This is a genomic window from Chimaeribacter arupi (genome assembly GCF_002858805.1).
Lineage (GTDB): Bacteria > Pseudomonadota > Gammaproteobacteria > Enterobacterales > Enterobacteriaceae > Chimaeribacter > Chimaeribacter arupi.
In genome coordinates this window covers 1-25,008 of sequence record NZ_PJZI01000051.1, presented here as the reverse complement: position 1 = coordinate 25,008, position 25,008 = coordinate 1, and the positions used below count along the sequence as shown (strand labels likewise).

Here is a 25,008-nt window from a genome sequence, read left to right as displayed (position 1 = left end):
CCTCACTTCTCACTGTCAACCAGACCACGAACAAACCAGCGCTGCGCAGCATTAACTATAGGAAATAAAATCAGAATGGTAAGCGGGATACTAATACGTGGCGGGAGCAGAGCAGGCAAGGGCATTCTGTGGCATAAAGAAAATCCGCGCCCTGAGGCGCGGATGGGTCACATTATCGGGAAATGATTATTTAAAACTTCCCTGAATACCGATATGAGCGACATAGCCTTCCATATCGTCACTGAAGCCTTTCATATATTGCGCATCGGCATAGAACCAGGTGTTTTCGCTGACTTTCGCCGTGAAACCCGCCCCGGTCTGCCACCAGTCGGTCGCCAGATCGGCCTGAACGTCCGTACTGCCGACCCGTACTGTCGGGGCATCCGTGACGTTATGCACGATGTCTGCCGTCAGGTAAGGTTTGAACGTCTCAGTGTGCTTGTCTTCCTGCTGATCGCGGAACAGGCGCACGCCCGCCCGCGCCGTCAGCGCGCTGCTGTGGGTGCCGGAGACGTCAGAAACGGCATCGCTGAAATCTTCGCCGACCAGGTACTGATACACCAGCTGGCCCTGCGGCTCGATTTTCCAGTTCTCGCTGACGCCAAACGGTTTGCCGCCTTCCAGCGAAAGCAGGGTGCCGACGCTGTCCTGCCGGGCGTTGTAGCGGCTTTCATACTGGTTGCGGTAGTAGGTGAACTGGCCGACCGCGTCGATATAGCCGCCGTCCTGCGCGTAACGGGTGTAGTAACCGCCGAGGCTGTAGGCATCGGTATTGACGGCACCGGTCATGACCTTTTTATTCGCGCGTGAGCGTTCCTGGTCTTGCGCATCACTGCTTTGATGGCCGAGTGTCACCATCACGCCGCCATGCACGCGGGTGCCGTTGTCCAGCTCATCCTGATAGAGATCTTTACCAAACTGCGCGAACCAGGCGTGGGTGTCATAACCAAAGCGCCCGGCATTGAACGAGGTGTTATCCCCGCCGGTGCGCGCCCAGGCCAGGTTGTTGTAGTTACGTGCGTACTGTTCGGCATCGCCCATGCGTTCATGCAGCGTGCCGACCGTTTGCAAACCGTAATAGAGGTTCAAATAAGGGGTCACGATATAACCAGGGACTTCCTCACGGTACGGTTTCGGGGAGGCGTCGCCGCCGTTGCCGTCGTTATCACCGTTGCCGTCGTTATCACCGTTGCCGCCGTTATCGCCGTTGCCGTCGTTATCACCGTTGCCGCCGTTATCGCCGTTGCCGTCATTATCGCCGTTGCCGCCGTCATTGGGATTCGGCTCCACAAACTCAGCCCGCAGATACCAGTCATTGGCGGTGTCTGCGGCGCCGTCTTTGCCGCCTTCAAACAGGTAATAATCAAAGGCGTCGATGCTGACGGTGTCACCCAGGGTGAAATGGGTATGGCTGCTGTCCTGAATCTGGACGACCTCAATGCCGTTGCCTTCGGTGTAGGCACCCTTGCCGCGGCCATTGATATGCAGAGTAAAATCACCGGCGGCATCCGCAGTGCCTGCAATAATCTTGTCGGTTTTGCTGTTGGTGCCGCCCTCATTGAGTTCGGTATTCAGGTAAAAATCCCCGGTGCCGGACAGCGATTGAGTGGTCAGCGTCTTGTAATCCCCCTCCGGGGAGAAATAGACGCGGCTGTTATTCAGCGCCAGCGAATTTGCCGTCGACGATGCGGACATGTTCCAGGTGCTGTTTTCGGCCGACAGGTCGATGTTGCCCTGGGACGCGCCGTTAAAGGTGGAATCCAGCAGGTTCATGGTCAGGGCGTTGGCGAGCGTGTCCTGCGCCTCGACAATGACGTCGCCGTTGAGGGTGCTGTTGTTCTTTGCGGTAAACGCCAGAGTGGCCGATTGCGCCTGTAACTCCGCCTCTTTGGCCGCCGTCAGATCGTTGGCGACATAAATCGCCGTGCCCTGGCTGGCGGTCAGGTCGGTGTGATCGAACGTGGCATTCCAGTGACCGCCATCAGCATACAGGGCTGTTTTCGCCTGATCGCTGGTCACGGTGGAGTCTTTCAGGGTTAAGGTGCCGCCTTGCTGATCGGCAGCGACGCTTTGCTGTTGATAGAAATGCAACGTCGATACGCTGTCAGCGTGATTAGCTATCTGAATATTTTCACCGTGGACAGCCGCCTGGGTGCTGATAAATAACGATTGGTCTTTCGTACCTTCAGTGAGCACCTGCATATTTTTGATGTTGATCTGTGCGCCAGATTTGGCTGCCAGCGTGGCCCCACTTGCACCGGTACTTTTTACGGTATTCAGAGTGGCCGCATCGCCGGTCAGGTTAACGACACTGTTGCCGGTGGCCAGCACCCCGCCCGCGTCCGCTCCCGCCGAGATAATGTCGGTATTGGTCAGGGTAACCACGGCACTCTCTGCGGCCAGGACGCCATAAGCATTCTCCCCGCCGGTGATCAGGCTGCCGCCTTGTGCACTCAGGCTGCTCCCCGCGCCGGCCACACTGAGGGCATGGCTGCGCGCGCCTGTTGTCGTGACCGCGAGCTGGTTAAAGGTGGTGGTATTCTCCGGGCCGTTAATCGCCACCCCGGCGCTGTTATCACCCTGCGTCGTCAGGGACGTCTCTGCCGCGGCATCAAAGGTGTTGGTGTCGCCACTGAGCGTCACCGCCGCACTGTTCGCGCCTGTTGTCGAGACCGCCAGCGTGTCGAACGTGGCGATATTCTCTTTGCCGTTAATGGCGATGCCCGCGCTGTGTTCGCCTTCCGTCGCCAGGGTAGTGCCTGACATCACGGTAAACATCGTGTTGTCACCGGTCAGCGTCACTGCCGCGCTGTTTGCACCGGCGGTGGTGGCCGCCAGCGTGTCAAATGTGGCGATATTTTTATTGCCGTTAATGTTAATGCCGGCGCTGTTCTCCCCCAGCGTAGACAGCGTAGCGGTTGACGCGATATTAACGCTGTTATTGTCGCCGGTGATAAAAAGGGCTGAGGCGTCTTTATTTGAAGTGTCAATGGAAAGCGGACTTAATAAATCAATGATGCTGCCATTTTCAACATATATACCGTGGGCACCCTCACCATTAATTATAATGTCTACGGTTGATGGGTTACGTTCAAAAACCTTACCGCCGTCTAATGCATAAATCCCGTGAGAAGCTTTACCCGTAGTTGTTATAACAAGACCTCCGGCATAGTAAATATCAGCAGTATGATCAGTTTCTGAATTCCCATTAGCATAGATAGGGTAACTGCCATCAACTCCTTGATCATTAATTGACATAGCAAAAGAAGAGGAAACACCGAATCCACCGGCCATAACAATAAGGATTGGAAATGCTTTAATAATACCAGAGGATAAGGGGGTACGTGTTGTGTTGAGCTTTTTCAATGTATGTCATCCTTTATACATTTTAGTTAATTAGAAAAGTGAGGAAACTCGCAATTCTATGAACTAATAAAACGTCTAAATATTTATTTATTCTTTAAAATGACTTTATTAAAACTTAATTATATATAGCGTTAAAACCAAGCTGCTTTAATAAGAAAAAAACAGAAAGGAATAAGAAAATAGAGAGTATTTTCTGGATGTTTTTTATAAAGACGTGGGAGGAAATGCCAAAGAGAAACGGGCAGCCGGCGTGAAATAAAACGGACTTACCGCCTGCCTCCGGCAATGAGGGTTATCCTTTACCGGGAAGGTGCTACCTTTTAGGTTTGGCGCAAGGCAGGGCGCTGCCTGAGGGGGCAGAGTAAAGCAGGACAAGATGAGGTGCAGTCGCTTATAATCAGCGCAATAATGGGTTTTACTGTGAAATCCATCACATAAATGTTGTAGCTGATGCATGTTCTCTGTGGTGTAAGTGATGTTCATCACAAAAAGCAGCCCCGGATTTCAGTAAAGTCCCTTTCTCTTCCTTTCGGAAATGAATCGTTAACAGGAGTTCCGTATGTCCAAATCTGACGTTTTTCACCTTGGCCTGACCAAGGCTGACCTGCAAGGTGCCACGCTGGCCATCGTTCCCGGTGATCCGGAGCGGGTGGAAAAAATTGCCCGACTGATGGAGAACCCGGTCAAGCTGGCGGCTCACCGTGAATTTACGTCATGGCGTGCGGAGCTGGACGGCAAACCTGTGATCGTCTGTTCTACCGGTATCGGCGGCCCGTCCACCTCTATCGCCGTCGAAGAACTGGCGCAGCTGGGTGTGCGTACCTTCCTGCGTATCGGCACCACCGGTGCCATCCAGAACCACATTAATGTCGGTGATGTGCTGGTGACCACCGCCGCAGTCCGTCTGGACGGTGCCAGCCTGCATTTCGCCCCGATGGAGTTCCCGGCGGTGGCTGATTTCGCCTGTACCACCGCGCTGGTCGACGCCGCGAAAGCCGTGGGTGCGACCACGCACATCGGTGTGACCGCCTCGTCTGACACCTTCTACCCAGGCCAGGAGCGCTATGACACCTTCTCCGGCCGCGTGGTGCGCCGCTTCAAAGAGTCGATGCAAGAGTGGCAGGAAATGGGCGTGATGAACTACGAGATGGAATCCGCAACGCTGCTGACCATGTGCGCCAGCCAGGGTCTGCGCGCCGGGATGGTGGCTGGGGTTATCGTAAACCGCACCCAGCAGGAGATCCCGAACGCGGAAACCATGAAGCAGACAGAGAGCCACGCGGTGAAAATCGTGGTGGAAGCTGCCCGCCGTCTGCTCTGACCGGCATTGCCTGTAGTCTGAAAAGGGGTCGCATTGGCGGCCCCTTTTTTTATTCCCCCGAGGGATCTGATAAGGTCAGTTCAGAGTCCATGCGTGGCCGGGGGCGCAGGCAGAGCGGTCACACGGCGGCCCGGTTGTTATACAAAAGTTTATCTTTGTTTACGCAAGGTTACGGGCTTGGTGGTTCAGGGCGGCGTATCCTGTCAGGTTCCTGTGATGGCAGGCTGATGCAGAGGCTTTTTGCGAGGCATTACGCAGCGTACCAAACCTTGCTGGACAGGGGAGGGCGCTTTCCTTAACGTGGCAGGCTATCAGCGTTTCACAGCGGAACAAGCATGGATATCAGCATAATGTACAGCCTGGTGGCCTGTCTGGTGGGCGTCGGGGGTGGCTGGCTGCTGGCCGGGGTGCGGCAACAGCAGCAACAGGCCCGGCATGACACCGCCCTGCGCCTGCTGGAGCAGTCACTGGCACAGGCACAAAGCGCACAACAGGCGCTGCTGGCTCAGGTGCAACAGGGCCAGCAGCGCCTGCGTGACAATGAGCTGGAGCTGCGCACGCTCCATAGCCAGGTGGCGGCCGGGCAGGAGAAGGCGCAGCAACTGGCGCATTGGCGCCGTGAATGCGAACAGCTTGATCAGGAGTTGCGCGCCCAGCGTGAAAACAACAGCGCGCAGGAGGCGGAGCTGCGTGAGGTCACCATCCGGCTGGAAGAGACGCGGATGGCGGCGGAAGAGAAACAGCGGCTGCTGATGAACAGCGAGCAGCGGCTGAATGCGCAGTTTGAACAGCTGGCCAACCGCATTTTTGAACAGAATGGCCGCCGGGTGGATGAGCAAAACCGACAGAGCCTTGACCGGCTGTTGCTGCCGCTGCGCGAACAATTGGATGGCTTCCGCCGTCAGGTACAGGAAGGGTTCGGGCAGGAAGCGCGTGAGCGCCATACGCTGGCCCATGAGATCCGCCATTTGCAGCAGCTGAATGCGCAGATGGCGCAGGAGGCGATTAACCTCACCAAAGCCCTGAAAGGGGACAACAAAACCCAGGGCAACTGGGGTGAGGTGGTGCTGAGCCGGGTGCTGGAAGCCTCCGGGCTGCGTGAAGGGTATGAGTATGAAACCCAGGTCAGTATCCGTGTGGACAGCAGCAGCCGGATGCAACCGGACGTGATTGTGCGCCTGCCGCAGGAAAAAGATGTGGTGATTGACGCCAAGATGTCGCTGGTGGCGTACGAGCGCTACTTCAACAGCACGGACGATGCCGAACGGGAGATCGCGCTGGGCGAGCACCTCAGTTCATTGCGCGGCCACATCCGCCTGCTTGGCCGTAAGGATTACCAGCAACTGCCCGGCTTGCGCAGCCTGGATTATGTACTGATGTTCATTCCGGTGGAGCCGGCTTTCCTGCTGGCGATCGACCGCGAACCGGAGCTGATTAACGAGGCGCTGCAGCACAATATTATGCTGGTCAGCCCGACCACCCTGCTGGTGGCCCTGCGCACCATCACCAATTTGTGGCGCTATGAGCACCAGAGCCGGAACGCGCAGCGCATTGCAGAGCGCGCCGCCCGGCTGTATGACAAATTACGCTTATTCGTGGATGACATGGAGTCGATGGGCCAGAGCCTGGACAAGGCGCAGGCAAGTTATCGGCTGGCAATGAACAAACTGGCGCAAGGGCGTGGTAACCTTATAGGACAAGTTGAAGGTTTCCGGGCGATGGGCGTTGAAGTTAAACGGCCTATCAGCCCGGCGCTTGCCGCCACGGCCAGGGCAGAGGATGCGCCCGACAGCGTGTTGCCGGAGCAGGAGGAGCCGCAGGAAGATCAGCCGGCAGGCTTCTTCCCTCCTGAAAAAACCTCCATTAATGAGCAGTACCCTTAATACGTTAGCACTGCATACGTTAGCACGATAACTGAAGCGACCCCTGCCGGCACGGCGGGGACACCGGCGGGGTGGGGCCACGCCTCACCCCCATGAGATTGACTGAAAAGCGGGCATAAAACATGGTAGATCAGACTCAGGAAACCACTCACTTTGGTTTCCGCACCGTGGCTAAAGATGAAAAAGAGGGCATGGTGGCAGACGTCTTCCACTCCGTGGCGGCGAAATATGACCTGATGAACGACCTGATGTCGTTCGGCATCCACCGTATCTGGAAGCGTTTTACCATCGATTGCAGCGGCGTGCGCCGTGGGCAGAAAGTGCTGGATCTGGCAGGCGGCACCGGTGACCTGACGGCGAAATTCTCCCGTCTGGTGGGTGACAAGGGCGAGGTCGTGCTGGCGGACATCAATGACTCCATGCTGAAAATGGGCCGCGAAAAACTCCGCAACCTGGGCGTGGTCGGCAACGTCAGCTATGTGCAGGCCAACGCCGAGGCGCTGCCGTTCCCGGACAACTATTTCGACTGCATTACCATTTCATTCGGCCTGCGTAACGTCACCGAAAAAGAGAAGGCGCTGCGTTCCATGTTCCGTGTGCTCAAGCCGGGCGGCCGCCTGCTGGTGCTGGAGTTCTCCAAACCGGTACTGGAGCCGCTGAACAAAGCCTATGACGCCTACTCCTTCCACCTGCTGCCGCGCATCGGTGAGCTGGTGGCGCAAGACGCCGACAGTTACCGCTACCTGGCGGAATCGATCCGGATGCACCCCGATCAGGAAACCCTGAAGGGCATGATGAGTGATGCCGGGTTTGACAACGTCAACTACCACAACCTCACCGGAGGCATTGTTGCCTTACATCGCGGTTTCAAATTCTGACGGGGTAATGCCATGTTGTTAACCCCGCTACTGACGGCAGGGCTGGAAACGGCCCTGAACCGGCTGCTCTACCGTGAACCCAGCATGAAAGCCGCCCGCCTGCGGCTGGCCGGCAAGATCCTGCGCATCCGGCTTCAGGAGCTGGACACGCCCCTCACCCTGATCTTCAGCGAACGCCAGGCCGACGTCGTCGGGGAATGGGCCGGCGAGGCGGATTGCACCGTCTCAACCCGCCTGGGCGTGCTGATGAAATTACGTGACCGCCAGCAACTGTCGCCGCTGATGCGCCAGGGTGAACTGATTGTTGACGGCGATTTGCAGGTCGTTCAGCAACTGGTGGCCCTGCTGGATATGGCAGAGTGGGAACCGGCAGATCTGCTCGCCCCTTACCTCGGTGATATCGCTGCGCAAGGCATTTCACAGTCACTGTGGAAGGGCGCACAACGGTTCCGTTCGGCGCTGGTGCGCCGGCAGGGGCACCTCAGCGAAGTGCTGACGGAGGAGTGGAAACTCGCCCCGGCCCCGCTGGAAATTGTTTGGTTTAATGAAGAAGTCGATGCGCTGGCCCGCGAGCTGGACAAGCTCGACGCCCGCATCAACGCTATGGAGACGAAGCCATGACCCCAGGTGAACTGCGTCGCCTCTATCTGATTATACGTGTTGTGCTGAGCTATGGGCTGGATGAGCTGATCCCCCGGATGCGTTTAACCCTTCCGCTGCGCGTTGGCCGCCGTTTGCTGTTCTGGATGCCGAACCGGCACCATGACAAGCAATTGGGGGTACGGCTGCGATTGGCCATGCAGGAGCTGGGGCCGGTCTGGATCAAGTTCGGGCAGATGATGTCTACCCGCCGCGATCTGTTCCCGCCGCAGATTGCCGATGAGCTGGCCCTGTTGCAGGACCGCGTGCCGCCGTTTGACGGCCGCCAGGCGCGTCGCCACATCGAGGCTGCCCTCGGTGGCCCGCTGGAAAAATGGTTTGATGAGTTTGATGAGAAGGCGCTCGCTTCGGCCTCTATCGCGCAGGTGCATACCGCGCGCATGAAGGAGAACGGCAAAGAGGTGGTGCTGAAGGTGATCCGCCCGGACATCCTGCCGGTGATCAAGGCCGACATGCGCCTGATGAACCGGCTGGCGGGCTGGCTGCCGCGGCTGCTGCCGGACGGCCGCCGCCTGCGCCCGCTGGAAGTGGTGCGGGAGTATGAAAAAACCCTGCTCGACGAGCTGAACCTGTTGCGTGAAGCCGCCAACTCTATCCAGTTACGCCGTAATTTTGAAGGCAGCAATATGCTGTATGTGCCGGAAGTGTACTCTGACTACTGCCGGGAAACCGTGCTGGTGATGGAGCGGATTTACGGCATCCCGGTGTCGGATGTGCCGGCGCTGGAAGCGCAGGGTACCAACATGAAGTTGCTGGCAGAGCGGGGCGTGCAGGTGTTCTTCACCCAGGTGTTCCGCGACAGCTTCTTCCATGCCGATATGCACCCCGGCAACATTTTTGTGAGTTACGAGCACCCGGCCAACCCGCTCTATATCGGCATTGACTGCGGCATCGTCGGCTCGCTCAACAAAGAAGACAAGCGCTACCTGGCGGAAAACTTTATCGCCTTCTTTAACCGCGACTACCGGCGGGTGGCAGAGCTGCATGTGGATTCCGGCTGGGTGCCGCCGGATACCAACGTCGAGGATTTCGAGTTCGCGATCCGGACGGTGTGCGAACCGATCTTTGAGAAGCCGCTGGCAGATATCTCGTTTGGTAATGTGCTGCTTAACCTGTTTAACACCGCCCGTCGGTTTAATATGGAAGTGCAGCCACAGCTGGTGCTGTTGCAAAAGACGCTGCTCTATGTGGAGGGGCTGGGGCGTCAGCTTTACCCGCAGCTCGATCTCTGGACCACCGCCAAGCCGTTCCTGGAAGAGTGGCTGCGCGATCAGGTTGGCCTGCCGGCCATGATCCGGGCCTTCAAACAGAAAGCCCCGTTCTGGACAGAGAAACTGCCTGAGTTGCCGGATCTGGTGTTTGAGAGCCTGCAACGTCACCGCCAGCTGCACCACAGCGTTGAGAAGCTGTCGGCCGAGATGCGTGAGCACCGGGTCCGCAGCGGCCAGTCACGGTATCTGTTCGGGATTGGCGCCACCCTGCTGTTGAGCGGTACGCTGCTGTTGCTCGGCCAGGAAGAGGTTTACCCCGCCTGGCTGATGGCCGCCGGGATTGTTACCTGGATAGTGGGCTGGCAACGCAGCGGTAAATGAAGTGAAGCAAGAACGTGTTTGAGTAAGAAAGCGTAAGAAGGTGCCGTATAATGCGGCACTGTTTAGCGACATTCCTTTTCTACATTCCGGCTTTGAGAGGTAAATAAAATGGGTGGCATTAGCATTTGGCAATTACTGATTATCGCAGTGATCGTGGTTCTGCTGTTTGGTACCAACAAGCTGCGCGGTCTGGGTTCCGATTTGGGCGCCTCGATCAAAGGCTTTAAAAAAGCGATGAATGATGACTCAACACCGGCCGCCAAATCAGAGAAACCGTCTGACGACGCAGATTTCACCACCAAAAACCTGTCTGAAAAGCCGGTTATCGTGGTGAAGCCGGATGATGCCAAGAGCAAAGACAAAGAGCAGGTGTAAGCCGTGTTCGATATCGGGTTTAGTGAACTGTTGCTGGTCATGGTGATTGGTCTGGTGGTGCTTGGGCCGGAGCGGTTGCCTGTCGCAGTCAGAACAGTAGCGGGGTGGATCCGCGCATTACGTTCGCTGGCTGCCTCAGTGCAGAATGAGCTGTCTCAGGAGCTGAAACTGCAGGAGTTGCAGGACAGCCTGAAAAAAGCGGAAGAGGCTGGGCTGAAAAACCTGACGCCGGAGCTGAAGGCATCCATGGATGAACTGAAAGAGGCAGCGGAATCGATGAAGCGCTCTTACAGTGAAGCCGATGAGGCCGCGCGTACCATTCATCACCCGGCCGTCACCGACCCTGAAGCGCTGCATGACGGCGTGACGCCGGGCGACGCTGCCACGGTCGCCAGCGCGCCCGCCTCGGTACCGGACGTGCCGGCACCGGAAAAGGCAACGACTGCGCCGTCGCTGAAAAAGGCGGACGTGACACCGGCAACGGCGGGTCACCTTCCGGCGGATACGATGTCGCCGCAGGCTGCCGGCACGGTAATCCCGGCGACACACAGTGTGCCGCAGGCGGAAAAAGCGGTGGCGGCACCGCAGCCTGCGTCGTCTTCTCATCAACCCACGGGCGATCGTTAAAACATGGCTGTTGAAGATACCCAACCGCTTATCAGCCATTTAATTGAGCTGCGTAAGCGGTTGCTGAATTGCATTATTGCGGTGCTGGCGGTTTTCCTGGCATTGGCCTATTTCTCCAATGACATCTACCAATTGGTTTCCGCACCATTGATTAAACAGATGCCGCTTGGGGCCAGTATGATCGCAACCGATGTGGCCTCGCCGTTCTTTACCCCGATCAAACTGACGATGATCGTGTCGGTATTTGTTTCCGCCCCTATCATTCTGTATCAGGTATGGGCTTTCATCGCCCCGGCGCTGTATAAGCATGAACGCCGGCTGATGATGCCGTTGCTGTTTTCCAGTTCTATGCTGTTCTACATCGGGATGGCGTTTGCGTACTTTATCGTCTTCCCGCTGGCGTTCGGCTTTTTCGCGAAAACAGCCCCGGCGGGCGTGCTGATTGCGACTGACATCAATAACTACCTCGACTTTGTGATGGCGCTGTTTATGGCGTTCGGGGTGTCGTTTGAGGTGCCGATTGCGATTGTGCTCCTGTGCTGGAGCGGCATCACCACACCGGAAGAGCTGAAAACCAAGCGCCCTTACGTGCTGGTGGGGGCGTTCGTGGTGGGGATGTTACTGACCCCGCCGGATGTGTTCTCACAGACGCTGCTGGCGATCCCGATGTATCTGCTGTTTGAAATTGGCGTGTTCTTTGGCCGCTTCTATGTGGGTAAACGCCGTCAGGATATTGACGACGACACAGAGGATGGTTCCTCATCCAGCGCGCCGTAAGCGCCTCAGAATGATTCCAGCCGCCCCCCGAGGGCGGCTTCTGTTTTGGACATCCGCATGTTTGATATTGGCGTTAACCTGACCAGCCCGCAGTTTGCGAAAGATCGCCCGGAGGTTATCCGGCGCGCCCGTGCCGCCGGGCTGACCGGGATGCTGCTGACCGGCACCAATGCCGCAGAGAGCGCAGAAGCCGCGCGGCTGGCGGCGGAACACCCCGGTTTTTGCTGGGCCACCGCCGGGGTCCACCCGCATGAGGCCTCCGGCTGGAATGCGCAGGTGGAGCAGCAGATCCGCCAGCTGGCGGCACAACCCGGCGTGGCCGCCATAGGTGAGTGTGGGCTGGATTTCAACCGTAACTTTTCTGACCCGGCCAGCCAGGAGCGCGCCTTCAGTGCCCAGCTGGCGTTGGCTGCAGAGTTGCAGCGGCCGGTTTTCCTGCATTGCCGTGACGCCCATGCACGCTTTATCGCGCTGCTGGCCCCGTGGATGCCGCAGTTGCCGGGCGTAGTGGTGCACTGTTTTACCGGCACGCAGCCTGAGCTGGAGGCGTGCCTGGCGCTTGGCGCGTCGATCGGCATTACCGGCTGGGTTTGTGATGAACGGCGCGGGCTGGCACTGCGCGATCTGTTGCCGCTGATCCCGGCCGATCGCCTGTTGCTGGAAACCGACGCCCCTTATTTGTTGCCCCGGGATTTACCTGAAAAACCTGCATCCCGCCGCAATGAACCCTGTTTTCTGCCCCACATTGTTCAACAGGTTGCCGCCCGGCGCGGGGACGATCCTGAATGGCTGGGTAAGAAAACTGATGACAACGCCCGTCGGCTGTTCCGACTGGCTTAAGTAGGAGAAATAGGATGAGCTATGCATTTCCGGGCACCTTTCCAGGTCGCCGTATGCGCCGTGTGCGCCGCCATGATTTCAGCCGCCGCTTAGTGGCTGAGAATCAGCTCACGGTAAATGACCTGATCTACCCGGTGTTCGTAATGGAAGGCACCAACCGCCGCCAGGCTGTCCCGTCCATGCCGGGCGTAGAGCGGATGAGTATCGACCTGCTGATCAAAGAGGCCGAAGCCATTGCCAAACTGGGCGTGCCGGTGCTCTCGCTGTTCCCGGTGATTGAGGGTGACCTGAAAAGCCTGCACGCGGAAGAAGCCTATAACCCGGACGGGCTGGTGCAGCGCGCGGTCCGCGCTCTGAAAGACGCCGTGCCGCAACTGGGGCTGCTGACGGATGTGGCGCTCGACCCGTACACTACCCACGGCCAGGACGGCATCATCGATGCGGACGGCTACGTCATCAACGACGTGACCAAAGAGATTCTGGTGTGTCAGGCGCTCTCCCACGCGGAAGCGGGCGCGGAAATCATCGCCCCGAGCGACATGATGGACGGCCGTATCGGTGCCATCCGCGATCAGCTGGAAGCCCAGAACCTGATTAACACCCAGATCATGGCGTACTCCGCAAAATATGCCTCCTGCTACTACGGCCCGTTCCGTGACGCAGTCGGCTCCAGCAGCAACCTGAAAGGCGGCGACAAAAAAACCTACCAGATGGACCCGGCCAACAGCGATGAAGCATTGCAGGAAATCGCGCAGGATCTGCAGGAAGGGGCGGACATGGTGATGGTGAAACCGGGGATGCCGTATCTGGACATCATCCACCGCGTGAAACACACCTTTGGTGTGCCGACGTTTGCCTATCAGGTGTCCGGCGAATATGCGATGCACATGGCTGCGTTCCAGAACGGCTGGCTGCAGGAGAAACCGGCGGTGCTGGAATCCCTGATGTGCTTTAAGCGCGCCGGGGCTGACGGGGTGCTGACCTATTTCGCCAAACGTGTGGCCCAATGGCTGCACGATGCGGAAATGCAGCGTTAAGCGGCAGAGCAAAACAAAAAAGGCACGCCCAGGCGTGCCTTTTTTCATGGGGCAGCGTTACATTTTGTGGAACAGGCGGTTATCGACGCTCTGGCAAACCTGTTTGTTCAGCAGGTTAAGCAGCAGCATGGATCGCGCCTCGCCATCCGGCTCGGTGTAGATCGCCTGCAACCCCTCAAACACACCGTCGGTGATGAGCACCGTGTCGCCGGGCTGCGGGGTTTCCGGGTCTTTGACGTCCTGCACCGGGTTATGGATCAGTTCGTGGATAACCGTCGGGCTGACCACCACCGGCTGGTTGCCGAAACGGATAAAATGGCTGACGCCCCGCGTGGCACTGATCGTGGTGGTATGGATACGGTGCGGGTCAAACTCCACAAACATATAATTGGGAAACAGGGGCTCACTGACAGCGGTCCGGCGACCCCTGACTATTTTTTCCAGCGTGATCATCGGACTCAGGCAATTTACCGCCTGACGTTCCAGGTGCGCTTTCGCGCGCAGGAGTTGTCCGCGTTTGCAATATAATAAATACCAGGATTCCATAGATTCACATGCCCTTCTGCTGTGCAGGCAAGCATAGCAAAAGCCATTACGGATAAATAGCCGTGCTGTTTTCCCCCGCTGGGGCGGATATGTGGCATTGCGCCGGGAATTTATCTTAGGGCCGTGCGGCGGTGGCGAAATTGGATTAACGTAGAGCGGAATCGGCCGGGTTATCTTTTCTTTCCAATCGATTATCTTGGGAAAAAACCCGCCGCAACGCGTCTCTTTCTGGTTTCACCTGTCGAGTGAGGGTATGTGAATGGAGCTGTTTTTACTGAGCAATGGAAAGTTGTCCGAAGACCCCCGGCTGCTGGGGTTCGCGCATGAGCGAATCAAGGCGATGATTGCCCGGCGCGGTATCGATTCTGCGATTTTAATTCCCTATGCGATTATCCGTGGTGATTACGATGCGCGCGCTGCCGATCTGGCGGCGTCGCTCGGCATCCGCGTCAGCAGCATCCACCATGCCGGTAACCCGGCAGAGGCGCTCACCCATGCCCAGTGCATTCTGGTCAGCGGCGGCAATACCTGGATGCTGAACCAGATGTTGCATGAACATAATCTGATTGTGCCGATCCAGCGGGCGGTGCGTGAACGCGGCGTGCCTTATATCGGCTGGAGCGCCGGGTGTAATGTCGCGACGCCTACCATTCGCACCACCAATGATATGCCGGTCCGGGCCTCTGCGGTGTTGCCGTCACTCGGGCTGTTCCCGGTGCAGATCAACCCGCACTACACTGATGCGGTGCTGGGCGGCCACGGCGGCGAAAGCCGTGATGACCGGCTGGCGGAGTTCTGCGCCGTTAACCCATCAGAAAGCGTGATCGCCCTGCGCGAGGGCAGCCTGTTGCAGGTCAGCGATAACCAGCTCAGCTACTACAGCGCCAGGGGCGAAGGGTTTAAGGTCTTCCGCCACGGCCGCCCGGCGCAGGAGTTCCACGATGCGCAGGCGCTGGCTTCCCTGGTGCCGTTCAACTGTTAACGGCGGGTAGCAACGGGGTGCTGCACGCAACAAAAGTGCAGCATCACCTGCCGATAGCGCCTATAATGCCCGTTCACTGACGACAATAATTATCAGTATCAAACACTGCGGATCAGCATGAAATACCGGGACTTACGTGACTTCATCGCCTTGCTGGAACAGCAGGGCGAACTCAAACGCATCAGCCAGCCCATCGACCCTTATCTGGAAATGACGGAAATTGCCGACCGCACCCTGCGCGCCGGTGGCCCGGCGTTGCTGTTTGAAAATCCGAAAGGCTATCAGATGCCGGTACTGTGCAACCTGTTCGGCACCCCGAAACGGGTGGCGATGGGCATGGGCCAGGAGGATATCAGCGCGCTGCGTGAGGTCGGTAAGTTACTGGCTTTCCTGAAAGAGCCGGAGCCGCCGAAAGGCTTCCGCGACCTGTTCGACAAAGTGCCGAAGTTTAAGCAGGTGCTGAACATGCCGACCAAACGGCTCAGCAATGCGCCGTGCCAGGAGCAGGTATGGCAGGGTGACGATGTGGATCTCGGCCGCATCCCGGTGATGCACTGCTGGCCGGAAGACGCCGCGCCGCTGGTGACCTGGGGGCTGACCGTAACGCGCGGCCCGCATAAGGAGCGCCAGAACCTCGGGATTTATCGCCAGCAGGTGCTGGGCCGCAATAAGCTGATTATGCGCTGGCTCTCCCACCGCGGCGGTGCGCTCGATTTCCAGGAGTGGTGCCAGGCGCACCCCGGCGAGCGTTTCCCGGTGTCGGTAGCATTGGGCGCAGACCCGGCGACGGTGCTGGGCGCGGTGACGCCGGTGCCGGATACGCTCTCGGAGTATGCGTTTGCCGGGCTGTTGCGCGGCAATAAAACCGAGGTGGTGAAATGCCTCTCGAACGATCTTGAGGTGCCCGCCAGTGCGGAAATCGTGCTGGAAGGGTATATCGACCCGGCCGAAATGGCGCCGGAAGGCCCGTACGGTGACCACACCGGCTATTATAATGAGATCGACCATTTCCCGGTCTTTACCGTGACGCACATCACCCAGCGCCGGAATGCGATTTACCATTCCACCTATACCGGCCGCCCACCGGATGAACCGGCGGTGTTGGGCGTGGCGCTGAACGAAGTGTTCGTGCCGATCCTGCAAAAACAGTTCCCGGAGATTGTGGATTTCTATCTGCCGCCGGAAGGATGTTCCTACCGCCTGGCGGTGGTGACCATCAAGAAACAGTACGCCGGACATGCCAAGCGCGTGATGATGGGCGTATGGTCATTTTTACGGCAGTTTATGTACACTAAGTTTGTTATCGTATGTGACGATGATGTTAATGCCCGTGACTGGAATGATGTCATCTGGGCCATCACCACCCGCATGGACCCGGCACGCGATACGGTACTGGTGGAGAACACGCCGATCGACTACCTCGATTTCGCCTCTCCGGTGTCCGGGCTGGGTTCCAAAATGGGGATGGACGCCACCAACAAGTGGCCTGGGGAAACCCAGCGCGAATGGGGCCGCCCGATTGCCAAAGATCCGGCGGTCACCGCCCGTGTTGATGCCATCTGGGATGAGCTGGCGATATTCACTGATAAGGCGCCGGGCCGCTGAGCCGGGCCGCCTCGCGACAGTTTTGCTTTAATGACCCGACAGAGGGAACGCATGACGACATTGAGCTGTAAAGTGTCCTCGGTAGAGGCCATTACGGATACCGTATACCGGGTAAGACTGGTGCCTGAAACACCGGTCAGTTTCCGCGCCGGGCAATATTTGATGGTGGTGATGGATGAGCGTGACAAGCGCCCGTTCTCTATCGCGTCGACGCCTGCTCAACAAGATTTTATTGAGCTGCACATCGGGGCGTCTGAACTGAACCTGTATGCGATGGCCGTGATGGACCGCATCCTGCAGGAGCAGGCCATTACCGTGGATCTCCCGCATGGCGATGCCTGGCTGCGGGAAGATTCGGCTCGCCCGCTGATTCTGATTGCTGGGGGCACCGGTTTCTCCTACGCGCGTTCGATTCTGATCACCGCACTGGAGCAGCAACCGGGGCGTGATATCTCCATTTATTGGGGCGGCCGTGAGCTTTTCCACCTGTACGATCTGGGCGAACTGGAAGCTCTGAGCGTGCAATACCCGAACCTGAAGGTGATTCCGGTGGTGGAGCAACCGGCGGAAGGCTGGCAGGGGCGTACCGGCACGGTGCTGAGCGCCGTGTTGCAGGACCATGATTCGCTGGCGGAGCATGACATCTACATCGCCGGGCGGTTTGAAATGGCAAAAATTGCCCGCGAACGCTTCTGCGGCGAGCGCGGCGCGCAGACCAGCCAGATCTTCGGGGATGCGTTCTCCTTTATCTGACCGGTTATCCGGCCCGCCGCATCAGACCGCGGCGGGCCGGTGTCCTCCTGATATCCTTTTCTTTTCTTATTTCTTTATTTCCTTTTAAACGTACCTCTTTTCAAACCCCTGGCTGTCTAACCTTAAATTCGTTCAAAGACGGTGGCGATACCCTGGCCGAGCCCGATGCACATGCTGGCAACGCCGAACTGTACATCCCTGGTTTCCATCAGGTTCAGTAACGTGGTGGAGATACGTGCCCCGGAGCAACCCAGCGGGTGGCCGAGCGCAATGGCACCGCCGTTCAGGTTGACCTTCTCGTCGCGCTGCTCCATCAGCCCCAGATCTTTGATGCAGGGCAGCGTTTGCGCCGCGAACGCCTCATTCAGCTCAAACAGCCCGATATCCTGCGTCGTCAGCCCGGCGCGTTTCAGTGCCAGTTTGGTGGCCGGTACCGGCCCATACCCCATGATGGACGGGTCACAGCCGACTACCGCCATCGCGCGGATGCGGGCGCGCGGCGTCAGGCCCAGCGAACGCGCACGCGATTCGCTCATGATAAGCATCGCGGCCGCGCCGTCAGAGAGGGCAGAGGAGCTGCCGGCGGTGACGGTGCCGTTGGCCGGGTCAAACGCCGGTTTCAGCGCCGCCAGCGCCGCCACATTGGTTTCCGGGCGGATCACTTCATCATAATCGAGCCGGATCAGCACGCCGTCAGCATCGTGGCCGCTGGTCGGCACGATTTCCCTGGCAAAGCGCCCGGCGAGCGTCGCCGCGTGGGCGCGCTGGTGGGAACGGGCAGCAAATTCATCCTGCATTTCACGGCTGATCTTATGCATTTTCGCCAGCATCTCCGCCGTCAGGCCCATCATACCGGCGGCTTTCGCCACCGTGCGGCTCAGGCCGGGGTGGAAGTCGACCCCGTGATGCATCGGTACATGGCCCATATGTTCCACACCGCCAATCAGGCTCACCTGCGCATCGCCCACCATGATCGCGCGGGCGGCATCATGCAGCGCCTGCATTGACGATCCGCAAAGCCGGTTAACCGTGACAGCCGGAACGCGGTGCGGGATCTCTGCCAGCAGCGCGGCGTTACGGGCAATATTAAACCCCTGCTCCAGCGTCTGTTGCACACAGCCCCAGTAAATATCGTCGATTTCGGCCGCGTCCAGCGCGGCATTGCGGCTGAGCAGCGTGCGCATCAGGTGCGCGGAGAGATCTTCTGCCCGCACCTGCCGGAATGCGCCCCCTTTCGAGCGCCCCATCGGGGTACGGATTGCATCAACAATAACGACATTTTCCATCTTTCACCTCATGCCGGCGTGCCGGTATTGATCTCTGCCAGCGGTGTGGCGTCAGGGTAATAGCGCGCGTTACTTTCTGCTTTGGCGCGCAGGCCGTCCGGCACCTGATACAGTGCGCCGAGATGGGCATAACGGTCTGCCAGTTCGACGTAGCGGCGGCTGCCCAGGGTATCGAGGTAGCGCAACGCACCGCCGTGGAACGGCGGGAAACCGATGCCGTAGACCAGCGCCAGATCCGCTTCTGCCGGGCTTGCCACGATGTTCTCTTCAAGGCAGCGCACCACTTCGTTAATCATCGGCACCATCATGCGGGCGATGATCTCGTCGGCACTGAATTCATGCGCCTGCGGGCGGATTTCGGCCAGCAGCCGATCCACGGCTTCATCCGGCTGTTTGCGCGGTTTGCCTTTGCTGTCTTCACTGTAGCGGTAGAAACCGGTGCCGTTTTTCTGGCCGAAGCGCTGCTGGTCAAACATCACATCCACCGCATCGCGGTAGGATTTCGCCATCCGGTCCGGGAAGCCTTGCGCCATCACTGCCTGCGCATGGTGCGCGGTATCAATGCCGACCACATCCAGCAGGTAGGCCGGGCCCATCGGCCAGCCGAACTGTTTCTCCATCACCTTATCAATCTGCCGGAAGTCCGCGCCGTCGCGCATCAGCAGGCTGAAGCCGGAGAAGTAGGGGAACAGCACACGGTTAATAAAGAAGCCGGGGCAGTCATTGACCACGATCGGCGTTTTGCCCATCCGCAGGGCGTAAGCCACCACCGTGGCGAGGGTGCGGTCTGAGGTTTTCTCGCCGCGGACAACTTCCACCAGCGGCATACGGTGCACCGGGTTGAAGAAGTGCATACCACAGAAATTCTCCGGCCGCTTCAGGGAACGGGCCAGCGTGCTGATGGGGATCGTCGAGGTGTTGGAGGCCAGCACCGCCTGTTCATCGAGCAGCGCTTCTGCTTCCGCCAGCACCGCGGCTTTGACTTTCGGATTCTCAACAACGGCTTCGACCACCACCTGCGCCCGGCCAATCCCGGCGTAGTCCAGCGTGGGCTGGATGGTCGCCAGGGTCTGCGCCATCTTCAGGCCGTCAATTTTGCCGCGTTCGCGCTGTTTATCGAGCAGCTTCCCGGCTTCATTCATGCCGAGCGTCAGGGATTTCTCGCTGATGTCTTTCATCAGAACCGGCACGCCTTTCAGCGCTGACTGGTAGGCGATACCGCCGCCCATGATCCCGGCACCCAGCACTGCCGCCTGCGCAGGGGATGTTGCCTGCGCCGCAAACTTTTTGGCCTGTCCTTTGACGAATTGGTCATTCAGGAAGATCCCCACCAGCGCCCGCGCCTGATCTGAACCGGCAAGCGGCACAAAGCTGGCGGTTTCGCGTTTCAGCGCCTCGTCCCGCCCCATACCGGCGGCGGCTTCAATGGTGGTGACTGCGGCCATCGGCGCCGGGTAGTGTTTGCCGGCCTGTTGCAGCACCAGGCCTTTAGCGACGTTAAAACTCATGGCCGCCTCAAGCGCGGAGAGTTTCAACGGCAGCAGCTTCGGCTGACGGGCAGCCCGCCAGTCGAGCCGGCCGTCAATCGCGGCGTTCAGCATCTGTAACGCCGCAGCGACCAGTTTTTCCTGCGCGACTACGGCATCCACCAGCCCTAGTTTCAGCGCCTCGGCGGCTGAGACATCTTTCCCGGCCGTAATGATTTCCATCGCGCTGTCGGCCCCCAACAGCCGCGGCAGGCGTACCGAGCCGCCAAACCCCGGCATGATGCCGAGTTTGGTTTCCGGCAGGCCGATGCGCGTCTCCGGGGAGGCGATGCGGAAGTCGGTCGCCAGCACGCATTCACAACCGCCGCCCAGCGCATACCCGGTGATGGCCGAGATCGTCGGTACCGGCAGATCTTCCAGCCGGTTAAATATCTGGTTGGCGAACCCCAGCCATTGCGTCAGTTTCTCCGGTGGGGCATCAAATAATGAAAGGAATTCAGTGATATCCGCACCGACAATAAAGGCCGCTTTGTTGGAACGCAGCAAAACGCCTTTCAGATCGGGCTGGTTTTCCAGTGCTGTGACGGCTTCGCCCAGGCTGGCGACCGTCTGTGTATCGAGTTTATTGACCGAGCCTGGGGCATCAAACACCAGCTCGGCAATGCCGTTTTCCAGCCAGTGAAGGTGCAGGGTGTCGCCTTGATAGAGCATCTCTCTCTCCTGAATCAGCGCATGGGATCTGGTATGACCAGATAGCTGGCAGTGTGGTTTTTGTGTTAACTATTTGCAAATGAGAAGTTGCGTATTTGCTGAAGTGATCACAAACCGACCGGCACTACGGGGCAGCGGCCGCTGTGATAAGATGCGGGGATCATGTGAAGCTAAAAGGATATTGTGATGGAAACGCTGTCTGCGCTTTATAAAGATCATATCGCCACCCTCCAGCAGCGCACGCGCGAGGTGCTTGCCCGCCACCAGCTGGACGGGCTGCTGATTCACTCCGGGGAATTACTTACCGTGTTCCTGGATGACCACGCGTACCCCTTCAAGGTCAACCCGCAGTTCAAGGCCTGGGTGCCGGTGACGCAGGTGCCAAACTGCTGGCTGTGGGTGGATGGCGTCAATAAGCCGAAACTCTGGTTCTACTCCCCGGTGGATTACTGGCATAACGTCGAGCCGCTGCCGGAAAGCTTCTGGACCTCAGAGGTTGAAATCGTCGGGCTGAAAAACGCCGAAGAGATTGCCGGGTTACTGCCCGCTGCCCGCGACCGGGTCGCGTATCTCGGTTATGCGCAGGACCGCGCGGCCAGGCTGGGCATCAAAGCCGAACAGATCAACCCGCAGGGCGTGATCGATTACCTGCATTACCACCGCGCTTATAAAACCGGGTATGAGCTGGCCTGCCTGCGTGAGGCGCAGAAACTGGCCGTGGCGGGGCACCGCGCCGCGCATGAGGCGTTCCTCTCCGGCATGAGCGAGTTCGACATCAACATGGCGTATCTCACCGCCACCGGCCACCGTGATACCGATGTGCCTTACGGCAATATCGTGGCGCTGAACGAACATGCCGCGGTGTTGCACTATACCCAGCTTGAACACCAGGTACCCGCCGAGGTGCGCAGTTTCCTGATCGATGCCGGGGCGGAGTATAACGGCTATGCGGCCGATATTACCCGCACCTACGCCGCCCAGCCGGACAGCGAATTCGCCGCACTGGTCAAGGATCTCAACGAGCAGGAACTGGCCGTCATCAGCACCCTGCAGGCCGGTACCCGCTACACCGACTACCATGTGCAGATGCATCACCGCATTGCCGGTTTGCTGAAAAAGCACGGGCTGGTGAAAGAGATCAGTGAAGAGGCGATGGTGGAGCAAGGGCTGACCACGCCGTTCCTGCCGCATGGGCTGGGCCACCCGCTGGGCCTGCAGGTGCATGATGTCGCCGGGTTTATGCAGGATGATACCGGCACCCATCTCGCCGCGCCGTCCCGCTACCCGTATCTGCGCTGCACACGTGTGCTGGAGCCGGGCATGGTATTGACCATCGAACCGGGTCTCTACTTTATTGAGTCACTGCTGGCCCCGTGGCGCGAAGGGCAGTTCAGTCAGCACTTTGACTGGGCGCGCATTGAGGCCCTGAAGCCGTTCGGCGGCATCCGCATTGAGGATAATGTGGTGATTTACCCGAACCGTATTGAAAACATGACCCGTGATCTTCATCTGGCCTGATGGAACCCTACCCGATTCCCGCTGAAACCCTGGAATTCAGTGAAGAGATTAAGAAAAGCCGTTTTATCACCCTGCTGGCCCATGCCGGCGGGGCTGAGGCGGCCAAAGCTTTTGTGCAGCAATGCCGGCAGCAGCACCCTGATGCCCGCCACCATTGCTGGGCGTTTGTCGCCGGGCCACCGGGCGATTCGCAACAACTCGGCTTCTCCGATGACGGCGAACCCTCAGGCACCGCCGGGAAACCGATGCTGGCCCAGCTGATGGGCAGCGGGGTCGGGGAGATTGTGGCGGTGGTGGTGCGCTATTACGGCGGTGTAAAGCTCGGCACCGGCGGCCTGGTCAAGGCTTACGGCAGCGGGGTACAACAGGCGCTGAAGCAATTGCCGGTGCGGATGAAAGTGCCGCAGGCGGACTATACCCTGACCTGTGACTATGCGCAGTTGCCGGGCGTGGAGGCGCTGGTGTCCCAGCATGAGGGCGTCATTCTGCAGGGCGAGTATGGCGCGCGGGTGCATCTGCGGTTGTCTTTGCCGCAGACCCAGGTGGAGGTGATTGCAGCACGTTTACGTGATCTGAGTCGGGGGGCATTGCAGCTAAAACCGGTATCCTCGCCGCCGTTATAACACCGGCTGAGGAACAGGCATGCATTTTCGCGCAATCACCCGCATCGTCGGGTTGTTGGTTATTCTCTTTTCCGGGACGATGTTCATCCCTGGCCTGGTCGCCCTGATATACCGTGACGGCGCAGGCCGCGCCTTCAGCCAGACCTTTTTTGTGGCGCTGGTGCTTGGCGCTCTGCTCTGGCTGCCAAACCGCAGGCAGAAGCATGAACTGAAAGCGCGCGAAGGGTTCCTGATTGTGGTGCTGTTCTGGACGGTGCTCGGCAGTGTCGGGGCATTGCCTTTCCTGTTTTCAGAGCAGCCGAACCTTTCCATTACCGATGCCTTCTTTGAGTCTTTCTCCGGGTTGACCACCACCGGCGCAACGGTGCTGGTGGGCCTGGACACGTTGCCGAAAGCGATTCTCTTTTACCGGCAGATGCTGCAATGGCTGGGCGGTATGGGCATCATTGTGCTGGCCGTCGCTATCCTGCCGATTCTCGGGGTAGGGGGGATGCAGCTCTACCGGGCTGAAATGCCGGGGCCGCTCAAAGACAATAAGATGCGGCCGCGCATTGCCGAAACGGCCAAAACCCTCTGGCTTATCTATATGGCGCTGACGCTGGCCTGCGCGCTGGCACTCTGGCTGGCCGGGATGTCAGCCTTTGATGCGCTCTCACACAGTTTTTCCACTATCGCTATCGGCGGCTTCTCCACCCACGATGCCAGCGTCGGTTACTTCCAAAGCCCGGTGATCAACACGCTGATTGCCTGTTTCCTGCTGATTTCCGCCTGCAATTTCAGCCTGCACTTCGCCTTACTCAGCGGCCGCAGGCTCAGCGTCTATTGGCGTGACCCGGAATTCCGGATGTTTATCTCAATACAACTGATCCTGACGGCACTCTGCGCAGCAATATTGTGGCGGCATGAAAGTTACGCCTCCGGTATGACCACACTGAACCAGGCTTTCTTTCAGGTGGTATCTATGGCAACGACTGCCGGCTTTACCACGGACAGCATTTCCACCTGGCCGATGTTTCTTCCTCTTCTGTTATTGTGTTCCGCGTTTATCGGGGGCTGCGCCGGTTCAACCGGGGGCGGGCTTAAAGTGATCCGCATCCTGCTGCTCTATTTACAAGGTATGCGGGAACTGAAAAGGCTGGTGCACCCTAATGCGGTCTATACCATTAAACTGGGCAGGCGGGCGCTGCCGGAACGGATTATTGAGGCGGTATGGGGATTCTTCTCCGCCTATGCACTGGTGTTTATCGTGAGTATGCTGGCTATTACGGCCACAGGTGTTGATGAGCTTTCGGCGTTTTCTGCCGTAACGGCTACCCTGAACAACCTGGGGCCAGGCCTCGGCATGGTCGCGAATAACTTCACGGCGATGAATGACCCGGCAAAATGGATCTTAATTATCACCATGCTGTTTGGCCGGCTTGAAGTCTTTACCCTTTTAGTTCTGTTTACGCCGACATTCTGGCGAGAGTAACCCCAGCAGGAGCACGAGATGAAAGCATTACTTCTTTATTCCACCACGGATGGCCAAACCAGGGCGATTGCTTCTTATATTGCGAATAGCCTGCAAGGCACCCTGGCGTCTGACGTGATGGATATTCAAAGCGCCGGTGCAGTGACGCTGGCGGACTATGCGGTGGTGGCTATTGGGGCATCTATCCGTTATGGGCACTTCAACCCGGCAGTCGACAAGTTTATCAAACACCATACCGATGAACTCAACCGCCTGCCCTCGGCCTTCTATGGCGTGAACCTGACTGCGCGTAAGCCTGAAAAGCGGACACCCCAGACAAACCCGTATGTCCGTAAGTTTCTGCTGGCCTCACCGTGGAAGCCCACCGTCAGCGCCGTGTTTGCCGGGGCACTGCGTTACCCCCGTTATCGTTGGTTCGATAAGGTGATGATCCGCTTCATTATGCGTATGACAGGTGGGGAAACAGATACCAGTAAGGAAGTGGAATATACTGACTGGAATGAAGTCGGCCAATTTGCACAGGAAATTGCGCGGATTGCGGGCAAACAGTGAGCAAATCGCGCGATAAAATCGCATTCTGGTGAAAAATTCTGCGGTTGAATAATTTTTTGAATTTAGGGGTTGCAGGCTGTCAGGAACTCCCTATAATGCGCCTCCACTGACCGGGAAC

22 protein-coding genes are annotated in these 25,008 nt (G+C 58.4%); 18 read left to right on the top strand and 4 right to left on the bottom strand.

The window, feature by feature from the left end:
• Positions 1 to 186 precede the first annotated feature (186 nt).
• Positions 187 to 2,778, bottom strand: coding sequence for an autotransporter family protein (locus CYR52_RS21050; protein WP_101829365.1), 2,592 nt, complete (start codon positions 2,776 to 2,778; stop codon positions 187 to 189).
• A gap of 1 nt (position 2,779) precedes the next feature.
• On the opposite strand from CYR52_RS21050, the gene CYR52_RS22510 reads away from it, so the two are divergent.
• The 11 genes from CYR52_RS22510 (at position 2,780) to hemB (ending at position 13,356) form a co-directional block, all read left to right on the top strand.
• Complete coding sequence (locus CYR52_RS22510; protein ID WP_146001361.1) at positions 2,780 to 3,121, top strand: hypothetical protein; 342 nt, start codon at positions 2,780 to 2,782, stop codon at positions 3,119 to 3,121.
• An 804-nt stretch (positions 3,122 to 3,925) separates the two neighbouring features.
• Positions 3,926 to 4,687: a uridine phosphorylase gene (gene udp / locus CYR52_RS21045; protein WP_072931415.1), complete on the top strand. Its 762-nt coding sequence runs from the start codon at positions 3,926 to 3,928 to the stop codon at positions 4,685 to 4,687.
• A gap of 335 nt (positions 4,688 to 5,022) precedes the next feature.
• Positions 5,023 to 6,570, top strand: a complete 1,548-nt coding sequence (gene rmuC / locus CYR52_RS21040) for a DNA recombination protein RmuC (RefSeq protein WP_072931417.1) — start codon at positions 5,023 to 5,025, stop codon at positions 6,568 to 6,570.
• A gap of 122 nt (positions 6,571 to 6,692) precedes the next feature.
• A complete protein-coding gene (ubiE, locus tag CYR52_RS21035; protein WP_072931419.1) occupies positions 6,693 to 7,448 on the top strand; it encodes a bifunctional demethylmenaquinone methyltransferase/2-methoxy-6-polyprenyl-1,4-benzoquinol methylase UbiE in 756 nt (251 codons plus the stop codon).
• 12 nt (positions 7,449 to 7,460) lie between these two features.
• Positions 7,461 to 8,069: a ubiquinone biosynthesis protein UbiJ gene (gene ubiJ, locus CYR52_RS21030; RefSeq protein ID WP_072931421.1), complete on the top strand. Its 609-nt coding sequence runs from the start codon at positions 7,461 to 7,463 to the stop codon at positions 8,067 to 8,069.
• A complete protein-coding gene (gene ubiB, locus CYR52_RS21025; RefSeq protein ID WP_072931423.1) occupies positions 8,066 to 9,700 on the top strand; it encodes a ubiquinone biosynthesis regulatory protein kinase UbiB in 1,635 nt (544 codons plus the stop codon). Before ubiJ ends, ubiB begins: the two co-directional genes overlap by 4 nt.
• A gap of 108 nt (positions 9,701 to 9,808) precedes the next feature.
• Positions 9,809 to 10,075, top strand: a complete 267-nt coding sequence (gene tatA / locus CYR52_RS21020; RefSeq protein WP_072931425.1) for a twin-arginine translocase TatA/TatE family subunit — start codon at positions 9,809 to 9,811, stop codon at positions 10,073 to 10,075.
• Positions 10,076 to 10,078: 3 nt separating this feature from the next.
• Positions 10,079 to 10,702, top strand: coding sequence for a Sec-independent protein translocase protein TatB (tatB, locus tag CYR52_RS21015; protein WP_101829363.1), 624 nt, complete (start codon positions 10,079 to 10,081; stop codon positions 10,700 to 10,702).
• A 3-nt stretch (positions 10,703 to 10,705) separates the two neighbouring features.
• A complete protein-coding gene (gene tatC, locus CYR52_RS21010) occupies positions 10,706 to 11,479 on the top strand; it encodes a Sec-independent protein translocase subunit TatC (protein WP_072931429.1) in 774 nt (257 codons plus the stop codon).
• Positions 11,480 to 11,536: 57 nt separating this feature from the next.
• Positions 11,537 to 12,319, top strand: coding sequence for a 3'-5' ssDNA/RNA exonuclease TatD (gene tatD, locus CYR52_RS21005; protein ID WP_101829364.1), 783 nt, complete (start codon positions 11,537 to 11,539; stop codon positions 12,317 to 12,319).
• Positions 12,320 to 12,333: 14 nt separating this feature from the next.
• Positions 12,334 to 13,356: a porphobilinogen synthase gene (gene hemB, locus CYR52_RS21000; protein ID WP_101829362.1), complete on the top strand. Its 1,023-nt coding sequence runs from the start codon at positions 12,334 to 12,336 to the stop codon at positions 13,354 to 13,356.
• A gap of 57 nt (positions 13,357 to 13,413) precedes the next feature.
• On the opposite strand, the gene rfaH is transcribed toward hemB, so the two are convergent.
• Positions 13,414 to 13,902: a transcription/translation regulatory transformer protein RfaH gene (gene rfaH / locus CYR52_RS20995; RefSeq protein ID WP_072931433.1), complete on the bottom strand. Its 489-nt coding sequence runs from the start codon at positions 13,900 to 13,902 to the stop codon at positions 13,414 to 13,416.
• A gap of 259 nt (positions 13,903 to 14,161) precedes the next feature.
• Between rfaH and pepE the strand changes: the two genes are divergently transcribed.
• The 3 genes from pepE (at position 14,162) to fre (ending at position 17,242) form a co-directional block, all read left to right on the top strand.
• A complete protein-coding gene (gene pepE / locus CYR52_RS20990; RefSeq protein ID WP_072931435.1) occupies positions 14,162 to 14,884 on the top strand; it encodes a dipeptidase PepE in 723 nt (240 codons plus the stop codon).
• 117 nt (positions 14,885 to 15,001) lie between these two features.
• Positions 15,002 to 16,489, top strand: coding sequence for a 4-hydroxy-3-polyprenylbenzoate decarboxylase (gene ubiD / locus CYR52_RS20985; protein WP_101829361.1), 1,488 nt, complete (start codon positions 15,002 to 15,004; stop codon positions 16,487 to 16,489).
• A gap of 51 nt (positions 16,490 to 16,540) precedes the next feature.
• On the top strand, positions 16,541 to 17,242 hold the full coding sequence (gene fre / locus CYR52_RS20980; RefSeq protein WP_072931437.1) for an NAD(P)H-flavin reductase: 702 nt from the start codon (positions 16,541 to 16,543) through the stop codon (positions 17,240 to 17,242).
• A gap of 122 nt (positions 17,243 to 17,364) precedes the next feature.
• Here fre and fadA read toward each other — a convergent pair whose 3' ends face one another.
• Both fadA and fadB read right to left on the bottom strand, forming a co-directional pair.
• Entirely contained in the window at positions 17,365 to 18,528 is a 1,164-nt protein-coding gene (fadA, locus tag CYR52_RS20975) for an acetyl-CoA C-acyltransferase FadA (RefSeq protein ID WP_072931438.1), read from the bottom strand.
• Between the two features lie 8 nt (positions 18,529 to 18,536).
• Positions 18,537 to 20,726: a fatty acid oxidation complex subunit alpha FadB gene (gene fadB / locus CYR52_RS20970; RefSeq protein WP_072931439.1), complete on the bottom strand. Its 2,190-nt coding sequence runs from the start codon at positions 20,724 to 20,726 to the stop codon at positions 18,537 to 18,539.
• 186 nt (positions 20,727 to 20,912) lie between these two features.
• Between fadB and pepQ the strand changes: the two genes are divergently transcribed.
• From pepQ to hemG, 4 genes are read left to right on the top strand one after another with little or no spacing between them, the layout of a single operon-like run.
• A complete protein-coding gene (pepQ, locus tag CYR52_RS20965; protein WP_072931440.1) occupies positions 20,913 to 22,244 on the top strand; it encodes a Xaa-Pro dipeptidase in 1,332 nt (443 codons plus the stop codon).
• On the top strand, positions 22,244 to 22,867 hold the full coding sequence (locus tag CYR52_RS20960; protein WP_072931441.1) for an IMPACT family protein: 624 nt from the start codon (positions 22,244 to 22,246) through the stop codon (positions 22,865 to 22,867). Before pepQ ends, CYR52_RS20960 begins: the two co-directional genes overlap by 1 nt.
• A 19-nt stretch (positions 22,868 to 22,886) precedes the next feature.
• Positions 22,887 to 24,338, top strand: coding sequence for a Trk system potassium transporter TrkH (trkH, locus tag CYR52_RS20955; protein WP_101829360.1), 1,452 nt, complete (start codon positions 22,887 to 22,889; stop codon positions 24,336 to 24,338).
• Between the two features lie 18 nt (positions 24,339 to 24,356).
• Entirely contained in the window at positions 24,357 to 24,890 is a 534-nt protein-coding gene (gene hemG / locus CYR52_RS20950) for a menaquinone-dependent protoporphyrinogen IX dehydrogenase (RefSeq protein WP_072931443.1), read from the top strand.
• Positions 24,891 to 25,008: the final 118 nt, after the last annotated feature.

Coding starts and splice junctions, on each gene's coding strand:
- CYR52_RS21050 (WP_101829365.1), bottom strand. CDS start 2,778: ATGTTTACCGTGATGTCAGGCACTACCCTGGCGACGGAAGGCGAACAC.
- udp (WP_072931415.1), top strand. CDS start 3,926: ATGTCCAAATCTGACGTTTTTCACCTTGGCCTGACCAAGGCTGACCTG.
- rmuC (WP_072931417.1), top strand. CDS start 5,023: ATGGATATCAGCATAATGTACAGCCTGGTGGCCTGTCTGGTGGGCGTC.
- ubiE (WP_072931419.1), top strand. CDS start 6,693: ATGGTAGATCAGACTCAGGAAACCACTCACTTTGGTTTCCGCACCGTG.
- ubiJ (WP_072931421.1), top strand. CDS start 7,461: ATGTTGTTAACCCCGCTACTGACGGCAGGGCTGGAAACGGCCCTGAAC.
- ubiB (WP_072931423.1), top strand. CDS start 8,066: ATGACCCCAGGTGAACTGCGTCGCCTCTATCTGATTATACGTGTTGTG.
- tatA (WP_072931425.1), top strand. CDS start 9,809: ATGGGTGGCATTAGCATTTGGCAATTACTGATTATCGCAGTGATCGTG.
- tatC (WP_072931429.1), top strand. CDS start 10,706: ATGGCTGTTGAAGATACCCAACCGCTTATCAGCCATTTAATTGAGCTG.
- tatD (WP_101829364.1), top strand. CDS start 11,537: ATGTTTGATATTGGCGTTAACCTGACCAGCCCGCAGTTTGCGAAAGAT.
- hemB (WP_101829362.1), top strand. CDS start 12,334: ATGAGCTATGCATTTCCGGGCACCTTTCCAGGTCGCCGTATGCGCCGT.
- rfaH (WP_072931433.1), bottom strand. CDS start 13,902: ATGGAATCCTGGTATTTATTATATTGCAAACGCGGACAACTCCTGCGC.
- pepE (WP_072931435.1), top strand. CDS start 14,162: ATGGAGCTGTTTTTACTGAGCAATGGAAAGTTGTCCGAAGACCCCCGG.
- ubiD (WP_101829361.1), top strand. CDS start 15,002: ATGAAATACCGGGACTTACGTGACTTCATCGCCTTGCTGGAACAGCAG.
- fre (WP_072931437.1), top strand. CDS start 16,541: ATGACGACATTGAGCTGTAAAGTGTCCTCGGTAGAGGCCATTACGGAT.
- fadA (WP_072931438.1), bottom strand. CDS start 18,528: ATGGAAAATGTCGTTATTGTTGATGCAATCCGTACCCCGATGGGGCGC.
- fadB (WP_072931439.1), bottom strand. CDS start 20,726: ATGCTCTATCAAGGCGACACCCTGCACCTTCACTGGCTGGAAAACGGC.
- pepQ (WP_072931440.1), top strand. CDS start 20,913: ATGGAAACGCTGTCTGCGCTTTATAAAGATCATATCGCCACCCTCCAG.
- CYR52_RS20960 (WP_072931441.1), top strand. CDS start 22,244: ATGGAACCCTACCCGATTCCCGCTGAAACCCTGGAATTCAGTGAAGAG.
- trkH (WP_101829360.1), top strand. CDS start 22,887: ATGCATTTTCGCGCAATCACCCGCATCGTCGGGTTGTTGGTTATTCTC.
- hemG (WP_072931443.1), top strand. CDS start 24,357: ATGAAAGCATTACTTCTTTATTCCACCACGGATGGCCAAACCAGGGCG.